The sequence below is a fragment of the Rhodanobacter sp. Col0626 genome (assembly GCF_049994385.1).
Classification (GTDB): domain Bacteria; phylum Pseudomonadota; class Gammaproteobacteria; order Xanthomonadales; family Rhodanobacteraceae; genus Rhodanobacter.
Map to the genome: position 1 here is coordinate 1421118 of NZ_CP188260.1, position 16611 is coordinate 1437728.

Genomic DNA, 16611 nt, shown 5'->3' on the forward strand with positions numbered 1-16611 from the left:
CAGCGGGAGGCTGCAAGGCCGCAAGGCCGCATCCACAAGGAGTCAAACCACAATGACCCTGCGTCATTACGAAGTTGTGTTCATGGTCCATCCCGACCAGAGCGAGCAGGTCCCGGCGATGCTCGAGCGCTACAAGGCGCTGATCGAGACCGACGGTGGCAAGATCCACCGTCTGGAAGATTGGGGCCGCCGCCAGCTGGCCTATCCGATCGTGAACCTGGCCAAGGCACATTACGTGCTGCTCAACATCGAAGTCAGCCAGAACGCGCTGAACGAGCTGGAGTCGGGTTTCCGCTTCAACGACGCCGTGTTGCGTCACCTCGTGATCCGTCGCGACGAGGCCGATATCGAGCCCTCCTTCATCCTGAAGTCGAAGGAAAAGGATGACGCCAAGTCCACCCGTCGCCGTGACGACGAAGGTGATGGCGAAGGCCGCGGCCGTGACCGCGATGACCGCGACAACGATCGCGACAGCGACGACTGATAGGAATCCAGACCATGTCCAAGTTTTTCCGCCGCCGCAAGTTCTGCCGCTTCACTGCCGAAGACGTGAAGGAGATCGACTACAAGGATCTCAACACCCTGCGTCAGTACGTCACCGAGAACGGCAAGATCGTGCCGAGCCGCATCACCGGTACCAAGGCGCGCTACCAGCGTCAGCTGGCGACCGCGATCAAGCGCGCCCGCTTCCTGTCGCTGCTGCCGTACACCGACAACCACGACGTCTGATCGTGACTGGCCGCGGCCTCGTGCCGCGGTCAGTGTCTCGCCCGGCCAAGACCGGGTGAGGCTTCAGACACCCTTCGGACAACCGTCCTCTGGCTGCGTCGGGCCACACCGGCGCTAACGAAAAGGAAGCATCATGGAACTCATTCTTCTGCAGAAAGTCCGCGGCCTCGGCACGCTCGGCGACAAGGTCGTCGTGAAGCCCGGTTACGGTCGCAATTTCCTCCTGCCGCAGGGCAAGGCTGTTCGCGTCAATGCCGCCAACCTGGCTGCATTCGAACAGCGTCGCGCCGAATACGAGGCCAAGGCCAACACCATGCTGTCCGATGCCGAGTCGCGCAAGGCCAAGCTGGCCGACGCTTCGGTGACGATCACCGCGCACGCCAGTGCGGAAGGCAAGCTGTTCGGCTCTGTCGGCCCGCGCGATATCGCCGAGGCGCTGGCTGCCGCCGGTCATGAAGTCAACAAGGGTGAAGTGATTCTGGGTGAAGGCCCGCTTCGCAATACCGGCGAATACGACGTCGTGATCAGCCTGCACGCCGATGTGCAGACCACCGTCAAGGTGATCGTGGTCGGCGACAAGTAAGCTGCGCGTCATCTGAAACAGTCGGGCGCCGCGAGGCGCCCGTTTGTTTTTATGGAATGGGCCGGCAGTAGAGCGCGACCGGGCTTGCCATCGTTGCTGCCCGCTACCCCATTCGCCGTTATCCCCACCAACTCACAGCTTATCCACAGACTTATTGTCTCGACGGGTGAGACGCCGCCGCGCATGATGGTCGGCGTGTCCAGTCACGGGATGTCGGCGCATCGCGCGTCGGTCGTGGGGTAGTTCTTCCGAGGTCAATCGATGTCTTTCGTGCCCGAACGCAAACCCTCATCTCCTGCCATCGAGGCCCTGCGTGTTCCGCCGCACTCCATCGATGCCGAACAGGCGGTGCTGGGCGGCCTGATGCTGGCGCCCGATGCGTTGGACAAGGTCGCCGACCGGCTGGCCGAGGACGACTTCTATCGCAAGGACCATCGGCTGATCTGGCGCGCGATCAACGAGCTGGCAAACAAGGGCATGCCGTGCGACGCGGTGACCCTGGGCGACTGGTTCGAGAGCAACGGCCTGGCCGAGATGGTCGGTGGCGCCAGTTACCTGATCGAGCTGGCCAACAGCACGCCAAGCGCTGCCAACATCGCCGCCTACGCCGAGATCGTGCGCGAGAAGTCGGTGCTGCGCCAGCTGATCGACGCCGGCACTTCGATTACCGAGGATGGCTACCGGCCCGAAGGCAAGAGCGTGCACGAGGTACTGGAAAGTGCCGAGCAACGCGTGTTCCACATCGCCGAATCCGGTGCGCGCGGCAAGAAGGATTCCGTCTCGATGCGCGAGGCGGTGAAAGACGCGTTCCGCCTGCTCACCGAGCGTTACGAAAACCGCGGGCAGCTCACCGGTGTCAGCACCGGTTTCACCGATCTTGACGCGCTCACCTCGGGCCTGCAGCCGTCGGATCTGGTCATCGTGGCGGCGCGTCCATCGATGGGCAAGACCGCGTTTGCGCTGAACATCGCCGAGGCTGCCGCGTTGGGCGGCAAGAAAGCGGTGGTGGTGTTCTCGATGGAAATGTCCTCCTCGCAGCTGGCGTTTCGCCTGATCTCCTCGGTCGGCCGGATCCACCAGCAACACCTGCGCAACGGCACCTTGGAGGAGGAGGACTGGCCGCGCGTCTCCAACGCCATCGCCCTGTTGTCCGACGCGAAGATCTTCATCGACGACACGCCAAGCCTGTCGCCGGTGGAGCTGCGTTCGCGCGCGCGCCGGCTGCATCGCGAACATGGCGGCCTGGGCCTGATCGTGATCGATTACCTGCAATTGATGCAGGTGCCTGGCAACAAGGAGAATCGCGCCACCGAAATTTCAGAAATTTCGCGTTCACTCAAGGGACTTGCCAAGGAGTTGAACGTGCCGGTGATGGCCCTGTCGCAGTTGAACCGTTCGTTGGAGCAGCGCGCCGACAAGCGCCCGATGATGTCCGATCTGCGTGAATCGGGCGCCATCGAGCAGGACGCCGACGTGATCATGTTCATCTACCGCGACGAGTACTACAACAAGGAATCGCCGGACAAGGGCATCGCCGAAATCATCATCGGCAAACAGCGCAATGGCCCTACCGACACCTGCAAGCTGACCTTCCTTGGCCATTACACCCAGTTCGTGAACTACGCGCCGGATTCGTTCGTGGGAAGTTTTGATTGAAAGCGGGGAACAGGAAACAGGGAGCGGAAAACGGTAGCAGCGTGCAAGTCTGCAGCCTTCTGTTTTTTCCGTGGCTATCGTGTCGGTCGCGATCGGCGCGCTTGCGTAGCCCCCGTGTTTCCCGGCCTCCGTTGCCTGCTCCGCGCTTCTCGAGCCCATGAGCCGCACCACCGTCGCCACCATCCATCTCGGCGCGCTGCGCCACAACCTGGCGCGGCTGAAGGCGCTGGCCGCGCCGGCGAAGGTGATGGCCGTGGTCAAGGCCGACGCCTACGGGCACGGACTGGAGCGCGTGGCCCGTGCATTGGATGGCGAGGCCGATGCGTTTGCGGTGGTGGCTCTCGGTGACGGGCTCCGCCTGCGCGCAGCCGGGCACCGACAGCGCATCGTGGTGCTGTCCGGTCCGGACAATGCACGCGACATCGCCGAGATGCAGCGGCTGCAGCTGGATGCGGCGATCCATCACGACGTTCAACTGCAATGGCTGGCGCAGGCGTATCCCACGCGCGGGCGTTTGCGTGTATGGCTGAAGATCGACAGCGGCATGCATCGACTTGGCTTCGCACCGGAGCGCGTCGCCGACGTGCATGGGCAACTCGCCGCGATGGCCGGCATCGATCCGGACATCGGCCTGCTGACCCATTTTTCCGACTCCGAAGTATTTGCTGGCGAGCAGACGCCGGCGCAGATCGCCCGCTTCAACCGGGCCACGCACATGTTCAACGGCCCGCGTTCACTGTCCAATTCCGCGGCCGTACTGGGTTGGCCCGATGCGCGCGGAGACTGGGTGCGCACCGGCGGCTTGCTGTACGGGTTGTCGGTGGTCGATGGCAAGAGTGGCGAGGACTTCGGCTTCCGCCCGGCGATGACGCTCTCGACGCGACTGATCGCGATCAACCAGATCGGCAAGGGCGAGCGCATCGGTTACAACGGCACCTGGGTCTGCCCCGAGGACATGCCGGTCGGCGTGGCGGCTGTCGGCTATGGTGACGGCTATCCACGCAGCGCCGAGGCCGGTACGCCGGTGCTCGCCGGCAATCAGCGTGTTGCCTTGATCGGTCGCGTTTCGATGGATCTGATTACACTGGATTTGCGCAATGCACCCGGCGCGAATATCGGCGATCCGGTAGTGCTGTGGGGCCCGGAACTGCCGGTTGAGCGGATTGCCGCAACGTCCGGCACGATCTCGTACGACCTCACCTGCGGCATGACCCGCCGTGTGCTTTTCGTCGAGGACGAACAGTAGCCGGTGTCGGCGCCGCCGCTGACAGCAGCTTGCGCCCATGCGTCTCGCGGTTTGCGATGAGCGCGGGCTAAGCTCCACGTCATTCATCGTATCCAGTCGGGAACCCGCATGGCCAAAGCCAAAACCGCCTATGTCTGCACGGAGTGCGGCGCCGAACATAACAAATGGCAGGGGCAGTGTGTCGAGTGCGGGGTGTGGAACACGCTCAGCGCGATCGTGCTGGCACCGGCCTCGGCCGTCGCATCGGTGGGTGCACAACGTTCCAGCTACGCCGGCAGTGCGGCCGGTTCGCCGCGCATCACGCCGTTGACCGAGGTGGCGCTGACTACCGAGGCGCGTACGCTGACCGGCATCGGCGAACTTGATCGGGTACTCGGCGGCGGACTGGTGCAGGGTTCGGTGGTGCTGATCGGCGGCGATCCGGGTATCGGCAAGTCGACCCTGCTGCTGCAGATGCTGGGTACGCTGGGGGCGCATCTGCCCAGCGTGTATGTCACCGGCGAGGAATCGCTGTCGCAGGTCGCTTCGCGCGCACAGCGGCTGGGCCTGCCGCTGGAGCCGCTGCAGGCGCTGGCCGAAACCTGCATCGAGCGGGTGCTGGAACAGGCGATGGCGACGCGGCCGCGGGTATTGGTGATCGATTCGATCCAGACCATCTGGACCGAGCTGCTCACCGCCGCGCCGGGCTCGGTGTCGCAGGTGCGCGAGTCGGCGGCCAAGTTGACTCGCTTCGCCAAGGAAACCGGTACTTCGGTATTTCTGGTCGGTCATGTGACCAAAGAGGGAGGCATCGCCGGCCCGCGCGTGCTCGAGCACATGGTCGATGCGGTGCTGTATTTCGAAGGCGAGGCCGGCAGCCGTTTCCGTGTGCTGCGCGCATTCAAGAACCGCTTCGGCGCGGTCAACGAGCTGGGTGTGTTCGCGATGTCGGACAAAGGGCTGCGCGAGGTGCCGAATCCGTCGGCGATCTTCCTGTCCTCGCACTCGGGCCCGACGTCGGGCAGTGCCGTGATGGTGACCCGCGAAGGCACCCGGCCGCTGCTGGTCGAGGTACAGGCGCTGGTGGACCAATCCTCGCTGGGCAATCCGCGCCGGGTCACGCTGGGGCTGGAACAGAACCGCCTCGCCATGCTGCTGGCCGTGCTGCATCGGCACGGTGGCGTGGCCGCGTACGACCAGGACGTGTTCGTCAACGTGGTCGGTGGCATCCGCGTGCAGGAAACCGCCGCCGATCTGCCGGTGCTGCTGGCGGTGCTGTCCTCGTTGCGTGACCGGCCGTTGCCGGAGCACATGATCACGTTCGGCGAGGTCGGCCTGTCCGGCGAGATTCGTCCGGTGCCCAATGGCGAGGAGCGTCTGAAGGAAGCCGCTCATCATGGTTTCCGCCGTGCCATCGTGCCGAAGGCGAATGCGCCGAAGAAGGGCAAGGTCGGCGAGATGGAGGTGGTCGGGGTGGAGCGCTTGAGCGAGGCGATCGACGCCTGCCGCTAAAAGCCCGGACAGACTTGTGGGTTCATCCCATCGTGCGATGCAGGATCACTTCCAGCACGAACTTCGAGCCGAAGAACGCCAACACCAGCATGGCCATGCCGATCAGGGTGAGGTTGACCGCGCTGCGCCCGCGCCAGCCGTGACGCCAGCGGCCCCACAGCAGGGCACCGAAGACCAGCCACGCGATGATGGTCAGCACGGTGGTGTGCACCAGGTGTTGCGCGCGGATATTGGCGATGAACAACAGGCCGCTGAGCAAGGTCAGGGTGAGCAGGGCGAAGCCGGCCCCGATCAGGCGGAACAGCAGTGCCTCGGTCTGGGTCAGCGGTGGAAGTGCGCGGATCATTCGCCCCGGCCGATGCGTGCGCAGCGCACGTTCCTGCACGGCCAGCAGGATGGCCAGCACCGCGGCGATCGACAGCAGGCTGTAGGCGAGCAGGGCGATCACCACGTGCAGCTTGATCTGCCAGTCGATCGGTGCGGGCGTGGTCGCCGGCGCCAGGAAGGCGTCCAGCGCCAGCAGCAGCGCGGCCAGCGGGAATACGATCACGCCGAGTCCGGCCACCGGTCGCGACAGATTCACCAGCAGGGTCAGCGCCGCCACCACGCAGGCGACCAGCGATAGCGCAGCGAAGAAGTGCAGGTCGACCCGGCCGCCATGCGCACCCAGCAGGACGCCAGCGTGCAGCAGCATCGCCAAGGTCGCGGTGCCCAGACCCAGGCGTCGCGGCGTGCGCGGACAACCCGTCATCGGTGCAGCCAGCAAGCTGGCGGCGCCGATGTACAGCACGATGGCGAGGACGGAAGGCAGGATAAGTGACATGACGGACAAGTGTCGCACAGGGCCGATCCTGGCGTGAATGGACGTGGCGGGCATCGACTACTTGCAATAATTAGATAATTGTCTAATTATATAAGCATGACGAACGAGCGATGCGACCGATGAAGCAGCAGGAAGTCTTCAAAGCGATGGCCGATCCGACCCGGCGGGCGATTCTCAAGCGCCTGCAGGGAGGTTCGCTGAGCGCCGGTGAGATCGGCGCGGCGTTCGATATCACACCGGCGTCGCTGTCGCACCACTTCAACGTACTCAAGCAGGCCGACCTGGTGCGCACCGAGCGGCGCGGTCAGTACATCGTCTATTCACTCAACAGCACCGTGTTTGAAGACCTGGCTCGGGTGCTGATGGACCTGTTCCCGTCGAAGGGGAACGCTGGAGGCAAGAAATGAAACCCGTACGTACCTTGATTGTTTCGGCCGCTTTCGTGGCGATTGCCGTGGGCGTGGCGATCTGGCTGTATCCCCGGTTGCCGGCGCAGGTGCCGGTCCACTGGGACATGAGCGGGCAGGCGAACCGCTATGCGCCCAGGTTCTGGGGCGCGGCCATGTGGCCGCTGCTGATTTTCGGTCTGGCCGTGCTGACGGTGGCGCTGCCGGCGATTTCGCCGCGCCGGTTCGAGATCAAGTCCTTCGCCGGCATCTACGGTGCACTGATGCTGGTCATCCAGGGCGTGATGCTGGTGATCGGCATGACCGCGCTGCTGGTCGGTGCCGGCTTCGCGTTGCCCCTGTCGACCATCGTGCCGCTTGCCGTCGGTGTGCTGTTGATGGTGCTGGGCAACTACATGGGCAAGTTGCGCAAAAACTTCTTCATCGGCATCCGCACGCCGTGGACGCTGGCCAGCGATACGGTGTGGGAACGCACGCACCGTCTGGCCGGCTGGGTGTTCGTGCTGGCCGGCGCGGCAATGGCGATCACCACGCTGGCCCACGTCATGCCGGGGTGGGGGCTGGTGGTGATCGTGGCGGTGCTGCTGATCCCGTATGTGTACTCGTTCTTCGTATACCGCGCCCTGGAAGGGCGCCACTGATCCTTTCTCCAATCACATCCTGGACATCCTGCAAGGAGATACCTGATGAAACTGCTTTCGTGCAAGCTGGCTGCGCTGTCGGCAGCTCTGCTTCTGGCTGCCACGCCTGCGCATGCGGGTGACGTCTGTGTGGAGAACTCGGCGACATCGCTGGATGCGCTGACCAGGGGCGACTTTGCCGATGCCCGCGCGCATTTCAATGCCACGCTCGGCAAGCAACTTGATGCCGCCAAACTCAAGCAGGCATGGGCGCAGTTGCAGGCGAGCGCCGGCGCTTATGGCGGTCACGCTGCATCCGTGCGGCAGTTGCTCCAGGGCGAACCGGCGGTGGTCACGCCGATCACTTTCGCCAAGATGTCGTTGGACCTGGTAACTAGCTGCGATGCACAGGGCCCCATTTCTCACTACCGTTTTCTGCCGGCTTCGATGGTCAAGTCAATCGAGCCGGTGAAGGCTCACGTCGAGGCCGACGGCGTGCGCGTATCGCCACTGGACGTGCCGACGCCGATCGGCCCCCTGCATGGCGCGCTCACTTTACCGAAGGGTCAAGGGCCGTTCCCGGCGGTCGTGCTGGTGGCTGGTTCTGGTGCACACGACATGGATGAGACCCTCGGGCCCAACAAGCCGTTTCGCGACATCGCGAATGCGCTGGCAAGCGACGGTATAGCCTCGTTACGTTACGACAAGCGAACCTTCGACTACATGCATTGGAGCGGCAAGGGCGATCCGGTCATCGATGCGGAAGTGACCGACGATGCCGTGGCGGCCGCCCGCCTGTTGGCGAAGCAGGCGGAGGTCGACTCGCGGCGCGTGTTCGTGCTCGGCCACAGTCTGGGCGCGATGATGGCGCCACGCATCGGCCGGCGCGATTCGCAGCTGGCCGGCCTGGTGCTGATGGCGGCGCCGGCACGGCGGATCCTTGATGTGATGGAGCAGCAGGCGCGCTATCTGTCGGCCAAGGAGGGGCTTTCCGATGCTGCCACCGAGCAGGCCGCGCAGTCATACGTGAAGGAACGGAAGCTGCTGGCCGCCATCGGCCTCGGGCAACCAGCACCGCTGGGCGAGTTCGACAACGCTCCCCAAACTTACTGGCTGAGCTGGTCCCGGGTCGATCCGGTGGCAGATGCGAAATCGCTGGCGATGCCCATGCTGATTCTGCAGGGCGGTGGCGATTTCCAGATCTCTCCCATGCTGGACTTCGCGCGCTGGAAGCAGTTGCTGGTGGGCCGGCCGCAAACGGCGTTTCACCTGTATCCCGGCCTGAGCCACCTGTTCATGCCGGCAGGCAAGACCGGCACCGTGGCTGATTATCAGGCGCCGGGACACGTCGACGCGCACGTCATCGGTGACATCGTCGCCTGGATCAAGATGCAGCCGCCCGCGCACCATTGAGGGCGCCGGTCGGTCCGCAGCGGATGCCGCGCCTCGACGTTCGCTGCAAAGGGCGTCACGGCGTCCGCTATAATCAGGCGTTTCCAGCCCCAGTGCCGATCCCATGTTCGAATCGCTCAGCCAACGCCTTTCCACCACCGTCAACCGTCTGCGCGGCCGCGGTAGGCTGACCGAGGAAAATATCCGCGAGGCCCTGCGTGAGGTGCGCATCGCGTTGCTGGAAGCGGATGTGGCGCTGCCGGTGGTGCAGGCGTTGATCCAGCGGATCAAGGTGCGCGCGGTCGGCCAGGACGTGATCAAGAGCCTTTCGCCAGGGCAGGCTCTGGTGAAGGTGGTCAGCGACGAACTGACCGTGGTGATGGGTACGGCCAATACCGAACTGAACCTGGCCCAGCAGCCGCCGGCGGTGGTGCTGATGGCCGGCTTGCAGGGTGCCGGCAAGACCACCACGGTCGCCAAGCTGGCGCGCCTGCTGACCGAGCGCAAGAAGAAAAAAGTGATGGTGGTCAGCTGCGACGTCTATCGTCCGGCCGCGATCGAGCAGTTGCGCACACTGGCCGAGCAGGTCGGGGTGAAGTTCTTCCCGTCCGAGGCGGGTCAGGATCCGGTGCGGATCGCCAAGGACGCCATCGCCGCCGCGCGCCGCGAAGTGGTCGACGTGCTGATCGTCGATACCGCCGGCCGGCTGCACGTGGACGAGGCGATGATGGCCGAGATCAAGGCGCTGCACGCCGCGATCACGCCGGTCGAGACGCTGTTCGTGGTCGACTCGATGACTGGCCAGGACGCCGCCAACACCGCCAAGGCTTTCAACGAGGCGCTGCCGCTGACCGGCGTCATCCTTACCAAGACCGACGGCGACGCCCGTGGCGGCGCGGCGCTGTCGGTGCGCTATGTCACCGGCAAGCCGATCAAGTTCCTCGGCGCCGGCGAAAAGAGCGATGCGCTGGAGCCGTTCCATCCGGATCGTTTGGCCCAGCGCATCCTCGGCATGGGCGACGTGTTGTCGCTGGTCGAGGAAGTCGAGCGCAAGGTCGACCAGGACAAGGCGCAGAAGCTCGCCCAGAAAGTGATGAAGGGCAAGCGCTTCGATCTGAACGACATGAAGGACCAGCTGGAGCAGATGGGCAACATGGGTGGCCTGGCCGGATTGATGGACAAACTGCCCGGTGTGTCCGGCCTGCCGGACAGCGTCAAGTCGAAGGTCAACGACGGCGAGATGAACCGGATGATCGCGATCATCAATTCGATGACCAAGAAGGAGCGCCGCCATCCGGACCTGCTGAACGGCTCGCGCCGTGCCCGTGTGGCGCGCGGTTCGGGCAACCAGCCTGCCGACGTCAACCGCCTGCTCAAGCAGTACATGCAGATGGAAAAGATGATGTCCAAGCTGTCCAAGGGTGGCAGCAAGGGCCTGATGCGCCAGATGCGCGGCGCCATGAAGGGCATGGGTGGCATGGGCGGGCTACCGCCGATGCGCTGACGGGGGCACGGAACGGTGATCGTGCAGGAGTATCGCCAGTCGTTCCCCGTTCCCGGGCCTTCCCTTTTCACGAAAAACCGCTAAAATGCCCCGTTTACCGCGCACGACTCTCGTGTGCCTGCCGCCTGTTCGGCAATTCTGGAGTTTTACCATGGTCAAGATTCGTCTTTCGCGCGGTGGCGCCAAGGGCCGTCCGTTCTACCACGTCGTTGTGACCGATCAGCGCAGCAAGCGCGACGGCCGCAACATCGAGAGCGTCGGTTATTACAACCCGGTTGCATCGGGCAAGGACAAGCGCCTTGAGCTGAACATCGAGCGTGTGAAGGAGTGGGTGGGCAAGGGTGCGCAGCTGACCGACAAGGTCGCCGCCCTGGTCAAGGAAGCCGGCAAGCTACAGCCGGCCGCCTGAGCATGACGACAGCCAGTCGGCGCGTCCTGATCGGACGCATCGTCGGGCTGTATGGCGTGCAGGGCTGGCTCAAGATCGAATCCTGGGCCGAGCCACGCATGCGGATCTTCGACTACCAGCCGTGGCTGCTCATTGCAGCGCCAGGTATGGAGACGCAGATCTCGGGAGTGAAAGGTCGTACGCAGGGCAAGGGCATGGTGGCCCAGTTGCCCGGAGTGGATGATCGCGAACAGGCAGCGGCGCTGATCGGTACCGACATCTATGTCGCCCGTGAGCAACTGCCAGCTCCCGCAGAAGGCGAGTATTACTGGGTCGATCTCGAAGGGCTTGAGGTCGTTACCACGGAAGACGTGAAACTGGGGCGGGTCAGTCACCTGTTCGCTACCGGTTCCAATGATGTCGTGGTAGTCAGGGACGGTGCGCGCGAGCGGCTGGTTCCTTTCGTCCAGGGTTCGTATGTACGGTCGGTGGACTTGTCCGCAGGGTGTATGGTGGTGGACTGGGATCCTGAATTCTGACGTCGCCGGGTTGCGGGACTTGAGGATCTTCGGATCATGCGCATCGATGTCGTCAGTTTGTTTCCCGACTTCGTGCGCCAGTGCGCCGCTGTCGGTGTGGTAGGACGCGCGCAGCAACGCGAGCTGCTGCAGGTGGAAACCTGGAACCCGCGCGACTATGCCACCGACAAGCATCGCAGCGTGGACAGCAGCTCATATGGCGGCGGTCCGGGCATGGTGATGATGATCGAGCCGCTACGCACGACCCTGGCGGCCATGCGCGGCGACGCATCTGAGCCGGTGCATTTGATTTATCTCAGTCCGCAGGGAGCGCGGCTGACGCAGAACAGGGTGGAAGCGCTGGCGAAACTGCCGCGCATCGCCCTACTTTGTGGACGTTACGAAGGTGTGGACGAGCGTCTGCTGGCGCACGAGGTCGACGAGGAGCTTTCCATCGGCGATTATGTGCTGTCCGGTGGTGAGCTGGCCGCCGCGGTGATCATCGACGCGGTGGGACGCTTGCAGGACGGCGCGTTGAATGACGCGCAGTCGGCCGAGCAGGATTCATTCTCGGATGGCCTGCTGGATTGTCCGCATTATGGAAAACCGGTGCACGATGCGCTGGGTTCGGTACCGGAGGTGTTGCTGTCCGGTGACCATGCGGCTATCGCCCGCTGGCGCCTCAGGCAATCGCTGGGACGGACCTGGTTGCGACGACCCGACTTGTTGTCACAGCGAGGTCTGGATGCGGCATCCCGGACCTTGCTGGATGAATTCCGCCGTGAACATGCTCAAGCCGAGCGGTTGCGGCAAGACGATGCGGCCGAATGACGACCGCAACATTGATATCGCTAAAGTGAACCGACAGGTGCGCCATGAACAAGATCATTGAACAGTTCGAATCCGAGCAGATCACCCGCCAGTTGCCGGAATTCAGCCCCGGCGACACCGTGGTGGTCAACGTCAAGGTGAAGGAGGGCAACCGCGAGCGCGTGCAGGCGTTCGAGGGCATCGTCATCGCCAAGCGCAGCCGCGGCCTGCATTCGGCCTTCACCGTGCGCAAGATTTCGCATGGCACCGGCGTGGAGCGCGTGTTCCAGGCGCACAGCCCGGCTATCGACTCGCTGACCGTGAAGCGCAAGGGCAAGGTGCGTGGCGCCAAGCTGTATTACCTGCGCGGTCTGGAAGGCAAGGCTGCCCGCATCAAGGAAGACATCGCCGCCGCTGCTGCCGCCAAGGCGAACGCCAAGGCCGCTGCTGCCGCTGCCGCGGCTGCTGCCGCCGAGTAATTCTCGCGGTGGTGCCGGTTGCATGAAAAACCCGCGGAGTGATCCGCGGGTTTTTTCGTGTCCGCAATATACTGCGCCGGAACGGCTTACTCCAGCCGTTGCGGCACCTGCAGGAAGTTACCCTGTACGAAATCCACGCCGCAGGCGAACAGCAGCGACGTGCTGGTGGCGTCCTCGACCCATTCGGCAATGGTCTGGCGATTGAGCTCACGTGCCTGCTGGCAAAGCTCGGCGATTTTCTTCTGGCTGTCCGGATGTTGCGGCAGTTCGGCCATGTAGCTGCGATCGATTTTCAAGTAGTCCGCGTCGACGTGGTTCAACAGTTGGAACGAATTCAGGCCCGAACCAAATTGTTCCAGGGCGAAGCGCCCGCCCAGCTTCTTCCATCCGTTGACGAACTCCTGCGCCGGCCGCAGCAGGGTCATCACCTTGCTCTCGGTCATTTCCAGCACGAGGTGGCCGCGTTTCAGCGCCGCCTTGCCGAGCCGGTCGCCGAGCCATGGCAGCAAGGTGTCGTCCTGCAATGAAGCGGCGGTGAGCTTGATGAAGAAGGTGGTCTGTTGTCCCTGGGTTTCGCGCGCCTTCAGCGCCTTGATGGCCTGATCGAGTACCCAGCGGTCGATCGCCCCGGTGAGGTTGTGTTTTTCGGCAATCGGCATGAAGAAGCCGGGTAGCACCTCGCCTTGCGGGCCGTTCATGCGCAACAGGATTTCCGAATAATCGCCTTCGGCATCCTGCAGGCTGATGGTTTGCTGGTGGTAAAGCACCAGTCCGTCTGTCGTCAGCGCCTGTTGCAGCAGTTCCAGCCAATAGCGATCGCGCTCCTCGTCGGCTTTTTCGCGCGCTGCCGGATCATGCAGTTCCATCTTGCTGCCGCCGAGACTCTGTGCGGTACGCAGCGCCTGACTGGCCTGGTTGAGCAAGAGCTCGGCGTTGGCATTTTTTTCGCCCAGCAGGCTGCCACCGATGCTGGCGGTAACCGTGATCGAGCGTGCGCCGGCGTCGAAGATCTCGTTGCTGACGCTGTGCTGGAGTTTGGCGATCCACTCCTTGATCGTCTCGTCCTCGCGCGAGTCGAGCACCACGCCCAGCGTGTGTTCGGCAAGCATGCCGGCGACATCGTCCGCCCCCAGCAGCATGCGGATGCGGTCGGCAAACCCTGCCAGCAGTTCGTCGGCCTTGCCCAGGCCGATGCCACCGACCAGCGAGGCCCAGTTGTCCGGTTCGACCAGCAGCAGTGATTGGCCTTTCTTGCCCCTGGCCGCCGCTGCCACGGCGTCATCAATGCATTCCAGCATGCGTGCGCGGTTGAACAATCCGGTCACCGGATCACGCTGCAACTGCTCCAGCACGGCCTGGTCGACCAGCTGCCGGCGAAACACGATCTGCAGGCAGGACTCGCCCTCGAACGTGGCCGGTGCAAATTCCACCGTGGCATCGAAATGGCTGCCATCGGCGCGACGCGCGTGGAGGGTCAGCTGGGAAGCCACCTTTTCCTGTCGGGAGTGCCCCTTGAGTAGCGACTTGAATTCGTCCGCATGGGTCGAGTCGATCATGTCCAGCACCGGCAGGCCGAGCAGGTCATCGAAGTTGTCGTATCCGAACGTCTCCAGATAGGCCTGGTTGGCACGCACGTGCATGCCCTCGTGGACGTACGCAATTGCATCGTTGGAAGAGTCGAGCAGCGCGTCACAACGGCGTTCCGATTCCCGCAGGGCGGTCTCCAGGCGGCGTACCTGGCGGCGCGTCTGCAACGAATCGAATTCGCGCTGCAGCACCGCAATCAGCTGCTTCGGCTGGGTGCGCGAGGCGATGCCGCGGACACCATGCACGAACAGCTCGGCAACGACCTGATTGTCCATCGCGTTGACCAGGCCCAGCAGTGAATAGTCGCGGCCGTTGGCATCAAGCACCTTGACCGCCTCGTCGATGGTGATGGTGCTGACCGTCGGGTCGAACATCACCACGTCCGGCTCGAGTTCGTTCACCGCCGTTTGCAGTTGTTCGACGTTGGTGGCGCGGGCTGGCCGCACGGCGATGCCGGTATTGCGCAACAGGCTGATGATCTGCTCGGCCTCTTCCAGCGAGTTCTCGATGAAGAGGATCTTGATGACGTAATCTTTTTTCATGGGGCGTTGAGCTGTCCGTTGGTCATCGCGAGCTGTCGCAGGCGTGGTGGCTGGGCGTCTGCCATCGGTGTTTGTAACGGATTCCGCTATCTGCCGCCAGCGGAAAGCCGCACATCGGTGATCTTCGCCCGGTTCAAAGCGGTCGCTTGGAGGCGTCGCCCCCCACCTCGCGCACCAGCCTGGGCACCAGATAGCCGGGCAGCCGCGCGCGCAGTGCTTCCATCAAGGCCAGGGCGCGGCGGTCGTCGACCTCGAAATGAGCAGCACCCTGCACGCGGTCGAGCTGGTGCAGGTAATAAGGCAGTACGCCGGCGGCGAACAGCCGCTCGGACAATCCGGCCAGCGCATCGGCGTTGTCGTTGATCCCGCGCAACAGCACCGACTGGTTCAGCACGCTGGCACCGGCGTCGCGCAGGCGCGCGCAGGCGACGTCGACATTCGCGTCGATTTCGTTGGCGTGATTGGCGTGCAGCACCACCACCTTTTGCAACGGCAGGGCGGTCAGCCAGGCAACAAAGGCATCGTCGATGCGTTCGGGCAACACGATCGGCAGGCGGGTGTGGATGCGCAGGCGGATGACATGCGGCAAGCCGGCCAGGCCGCGGGTCAGTTCGTCGAGCTTGTGCGTGGCCAGCGCCAGCGGATCGCCGCCGGAGAGGATCAGTTCGCGGATCGAATGATCCTCCCGTACCCGGGCCAGCGCTTCGTGCCATTGCCCGGCTGCCGCGATCTCCTCGCCATAGGGGAAATGCCGGCGAAAGCAATACCGGCAATTCACCGCGCAGCTGCCACTGGCGATCAGCAGCGCGCGCCCGTCGTACTTGTGCAGCAAGCCATGCCCGGCCCGGGAGGCCATGTCGCCCACCGCATCGGTCGTGAAGCCCTCGACGCGATCATGTTCGGCCCGTTGCGGAAGCACCTGCAGCAACAAGGGATCGGCGGGATCGCCGTGGCGCATCCTGGCGACAAATCCACGCGGGACGCGAAGGGCAAAACCGGCATCGTCGGCGGGAACGAGATCGAGACGATCGCCCAGACCCACAGCGTGAAGCAGCTCAACGGTGTCGGTAATGGCGTCCCGCCAGAGTTCGCGCCAGTCGGCGGCGGGTGGAGTTAGGCGGGCGCTGGGGCTTGCGGTTATCATGTCGGGCCTTGAGCGGGCCGTGGTGCCCGTGACAGATACCTATTTTAACCGCCCGGCGGGCGGTTTTACCTTTGGAGCAGACAGCGCATGGCGACCCTTGGCCTCAATGATGTCAAAACGGGCAAGAAGATCCTTCACAACGGTGATCCATGGATCATCACCGAGGCCGACTTCGTCAAGCCGGGCAAGGGGCAGGCGTTCACCCGCATCCGCATCCGCAACCTGAAGGATGGCCGCACCACCGAGCAGACGCTGAAGTCCAGCGACTCCTACGAGGAAGCGGACGCCACCGACACCGACATGCAGCTTTCGTTTATCGATGGCATCGGCAAGGACCGCGTGTGGAATTTCATGAACATGGAGACCTTCGAGATGGCGCCGGCATCGCTGGCGGCCATGGGCGACACCTGGAAGTGGCTCAAGGGTGAGGAAGAGTGCGTGGTCACGCTGTTCAACGGCGGCATCATCGCCGTGCAGGCGCCGAAGTTCGTCGAGCTGAAGATCACCGAGACCGATCCGGGCGTCCGCGGCGACACCTCGGGCGGCGGTGGCAAGCCGGCCACGCTGGAGACGGGGGCCGTCGTGCGCGTGCCGCTGTTCGTCAACCAGGATGAAATCATCAAGGTGGATACCCGCACCGGCGAATACGACAGCCGCGTCGGCAAGTAAGTCGATCGATCCCCCTGATGTGA

At 63.9% G+C, this 16611-nt stretch carries 18 protein-coding genes; 15 read left to right on the forward strand and 3 right to left on the reverse strand.

Features of this window, described 5'->3' with window-relative positions; genetic code table 11:
- Nucleotides 1-52: 52 nt before the first annotated feature.
- The 6 genes from rpsF (at nucleotide 53) to radA (ending at nucleotide 5705) form a co-directional block, all read left to right on the forward strand.
- The gene (rpsF, locus tag ACPPVV_RS05810; RefSeq protein ID WP_149364367.1) at nucleotides 53-484 is read left to right on the forward strand and encodes a 30S ribosomal protein S6; all 432 of its coding nucleotides are present in this window, start codon (nucleotides 53-55) and stop codon (nucleotides 482-484) included.
- A 14-nt stretch (nucleotides 485-498) separates the two neighbouring features.
- Entirely contained in the window at nucleotides 499-729 is a 231-nt protein-coding gene (gene rpsR / locus ACPPVV_RS05815) for a 30S ribosomal protein S18 (protein WP_007081973.1), read from the forward strand.
- A gap of 133 nt (nucleotides 730-862) precedes the next feature.
- Complete coding sequence (gene rplI / locus ACPPVV_RS05820) at nucleotides 863-1312, forward strand: 50S ribosomal protein L9 (RefSeq protein WP_426702518.1); 450 nt, start codon at nucleotides 863-865, stop codon at nucleotides 1310-1312.
- A gap of 261 nt (nucleotides 1313-1573) precedes the next feature.
- On the forward strand, nucleotides 1574-2968 hold the full coding sequence (locus ACPPVV_RS05825) for a replicative DNA helicase (protein WP_426702519.1): 1395 nt from the start codon (nucleotides 1574-1576) through the stop codon (nucleotides 2966-2968).
- Nucleotides 2969-3125: 157 nt separating this feature from the next.
- Nucleotides 3126-4214, forward strand: coding sequence for an alanine racemase (gene alr, locus ACPPVV_RS05830; RefSeq protein WP_426702520.1), 1089 nt, complete (start codon nucleotides 3126-3128; stop codon nucleotides 4212-4214).
- Between the two features lie 108 nt (nucleotides 4215-4322).
- Nucleotides 4323-5705 (forward strand): DNA repair protein RadA, encoded by a 1383-nt coding sequence (gene radA, locus ACPPVV_RS05835; protein WP_426702521.1) that lies wholly within the window; start codon nucleotides 4323-4325, stop codon nucleotides 5703-5705.
- Nucleotides 5706-5727: 22 nt separating this feature from the next.
- On the opposite strand, the gene ACPPVV_RS05840 is transcribed toward radA, so the two are convergent.
- The gene (locus ACPPVV_RS05840; protein WP_426702522.1) at nucleotides 5728-6528 is read right to left on the reverse strand and encodes a cytochrome C assembly family protein; all 801 of its coding nucleotides are present in this window, start codon (nucleotides 6526-6528) and stop codon (nucleotides 5728-5730) included.
- Between the two features lie 119 nt (nucleotides 6529-6647).
- Between ACPPVV_RS05840 and ACPPVV_RS05845 the strand changes: the two genes are divergently transcribed.
- The 8 genes from ACPPVV_RS05845 (at nucleotide 6648) to rplS (ending at nucleotide 12646) form a co-directional block, all read left to right on the forward strand.
- A complete protein-coding gene (locus ACPPVV_RS05845; RefSeq protein WP_426702523.1) occupies nucleotides 6648-6935 on the forward strand; it encodes an autorepressor SdpR family transcription factor in 288 nt (95 codons plus the stop codon).
- Nucleotides 6932-7576 (forward strand): SdpI family protein, encoded by a 645-nt coding sequence (locus ACPPVV_RS05850; RefSeq protein WP_426702524.1) that lies wholly within the window; start codon nucleotides 6932-6934, stop codon nucleotides 7574-7576. Before ACPPVV_RS05845 ends, ACPPVV_RS05850 begins: the two co-directional genes overlap by 4 nt.
- Nucleotides 7577-7621: 45 nt before the next feature.
- Nucleotides 7622-8968, forward strand: coding sequence for an alpha/beta fold hydrolase (locus ACPPVV_RS05855; RefSeq protein WP_426702525.1), 1347 nt, complete (start codon nucleotides 7622-7624; stop codon nucleotides 8966-8968).
- Between the two features lie 103 nt (nucleotides 8969-9071).
- Complete coding sequence (gene ffh, locus ACPPVV_RS05860) at nucleotides 9072-10451, forward strand: signal recognition particle protein (RefSeq protein ID WP_426702526.1); 1380 nt, start codon at nucleotides 9072-9074, stop codon at nucleotides 10449-10451.
- Nucleotides 10452-10602: 151 nt separating this feature from the next.
- Nucleotides 10603-10860: a 30S ribosomal protein S16 gene (gene rpsP, locus ACPPVV_RS05865; protein WP_426702527.1), complete on the forward strand. Its 258-nt coding sequence runs from the start codon at nucleotides 10603-10605 to the stop codon at nucleotides 10858-10860.
- Nucleotides 10861-10862: 2 nt separating this feature from the next.
- Nucleotides 10863-11378: a ribosome maturation factor RimM gene (gene rimM / locus ACPPVV_RS05870; RefSeq protein ID WP_426702528.1), complete on the forward strand. Its 516-nt coding sequence runs from the start codon at nucleotides 10863-10865 to the stop codon at nucleotides 11376-11378.
- A gap of 36 nt (nucleotides 11379-11414) precedes the next feature.
- Entirely contained in the window at nucleotides 11415-12188 is a 774-nt protein-coding gene (gene trmD, locus ACPPVV_RS05875) for a tRNA (guanosine(37)-N1)-methyltransferase TrmD (RefSeq protein ID WP_426702529.1), read from the forward strand.
- 44 nt (nucleotides 12189-12232) lie between these two features.
- Entirely contained in the window at nucleotides 12233-12646 is a 414-nt protein-coding gene (gene rplS / locus ACPPVV_RS05880; protein WP_426702530.1) for a 50S ribosomal protein L19, read from the forward strand.
- A gap of 86 nt (nucleotides 12647-12732) precedes the next feature.
- On the opposite strand, the gene ACPPVV_RS05885 is transcribed toward rplS, so the two are convergent.
- Nucleotides 12733-14775, reverse strand: a complete 2043-nt coding sequence (locus tag ACPPVV_RS05885; RefSeq protein WP_426702531.1) for an EAL domain-containing protein — start codon at nucleotides 14773-14775, stop codon at nucleotides 12733-12735.
- A 133-nt stretch (nucleotides 14776-14908) separates the two neighbouring features.
- Nucleotides 14909-15919: an EF-P beta-lysylation protein EpmB gene (gene epmB / locus ACPPVV_RS05890; RefSeq protein ID WP_426702532.1), complete on the reverse strand. Its 1011-nt coding sequence runs from the start codon at nucleotides 15917-15919 to the stop codon at nucleotides 14909-14911.
- Between the two features lie 87 nt (nucleotides 15920-16006).
- Here epmB and efp point away from each other — a divergent pair, with 87 nt between their 5' ends.
- Nucleotides 16007-16588: an elongation factor P gene (gene efp / locus ACPPVV_RS05895; protein ID WP_426702533.1), complete on the forward strand. Its 582-nt coding sequence runs from the start codon at nucleotides 16007-16009 to the stop codon at nucleotides 16586-16588.
- Nucleotides 16589-16611: the final 23 nt, after the last annotated feature.

What these genes read in the sequence shown, in the direction of transcription:
- rpsF (WP_149364367.1), top strand. Translation starts at nt 53, where the DNA reads ATGACCCTGCGTCATTACGAAGTTGTGTTCATGGTCCATCCCGACCAG.
- rpsR (WP_007081973.1), top strand. Translation starts at nt 499, where the DNA reads ATGTCCAAGTTTTTCCGCCGCCGCAAGTTCTGCCGCTTCACTGCCGAA.
- rplI (WP_426702518.1), top strand. Translation starts at nt 863, where the DNA reads ATGGAACTCATTCTTCTGCAGAAAGTCCGCGGCCTCGGCACGCTCGGC.
- ACPPVV_RS05825 (WP_426702519.1), top strand. Translation starts at nt 1,574, where the DNA reads ATGTCTTTCGTGCCCGAACGCAAACCCTCATCTCCTGCCATCGAGGCC.
- alr (WP_426702520.1), top strand. Translation starts at nt 3,126, where the DNA reads ATGAGCCGCACCACCGTCGCCACCATCCATCTCGGCGCGCTGCGCCAC.
- radA (WP_426702521.1), top strand. Translation starts at nt 4,323, where the DNA reads ATGGCCAAAGCCAAAACCGCCTATGTCTGCACGGAGTGCGGCGCCGAA.
- ACPPVV_RS05840 (WP_426702522.1), bottom strand. Translation starts at nt 6,528, where the DNA reads ATGTCACTTATCCTGCCTTCCGTCCTCGCCATCGTGCTGTACATCGGC.
- ACPPVV_RS05845 (WP_426702523.1), top strand. Translation starts at nt 6,648, where the DNA reads ATGAAGCAGCAGGAAGTCTTCAAAGCGATGGCCGATCCGACCCGGCGG.
- ACPPVV_RS05850 (WP_426702524.1), top strand. Translation starts at nt 6,932, where the DNA reads ATGAAACCCGTACGTACCTTGATTGTTTCGGCCGCTTTCGTGGCGATT.
- ACPPVV_RS05855 (WP_426702525.1), top strand. Translation starts at nt 7,622, where the DNA reads ATGAAACTGCTTTCGTGCAAGCTGGCTGCGCTGTCGGCAGCTCTGCTT.
- ffh (WP_426702526.1), top strand. Translation starts at nt 9,072, where the DNA reads ATGTTCGAATCGCTCAGCCAACGCCTTTCCACCACCGTCAACCGTCTG.
- rpsP (WP_426702527.1), top strand. Translation starts at nt 10,603, where the DNA reads ATGGTCAAGATTCGTCTTTCGCGCGGTGGCGCCAAGGGCCGTCCGTTC.
- rimM (WP_426702528.1), top strand. Translation starts at nt 10,863, where the DNA reads ATGACGACAGCCAGTCGGCGCGTCCTGATCGGACGCATCGTCGGGCTG.
- trmD (WP_426702529.1), top strand. Translation starts at nt 11,415, where the DNA reads ATGCGCATCGATGTCGTCAGTTTGTTTCCCGACTTCGTGCGCCAGTGC.
- rplS (WP_426702530.1), top strand. Translation starts at nt 12,233, where the DNA reads ATGAACAAGATCATTGAACAGTTCGAATCCGAGCAGATCACCCGCCAG.
- ACPPVV_RS05885 (WP_426702531.1), bottom strand. Translation starts at nt 14,775, where the DNA reads ATGAAAAAAGATTACGTCATCAAGATCCTCTTCATCGAGAACTCGCTG.
- epmB (WP_426702532.1), bottom strand. Translation starts at nt 15,919, where the DNA reads ATGATAACCGCAAGCCCCAGCGCCCGCCTAACTCCACCCGCCGCCGAC.
- efp (WP_426702533.1), top strand. Translation starts at nt 16,007, where the DNA reads ATGGCGACCCTTGGCCTCAATGATGTCAAAACGGGCAAGAAGATCCTT.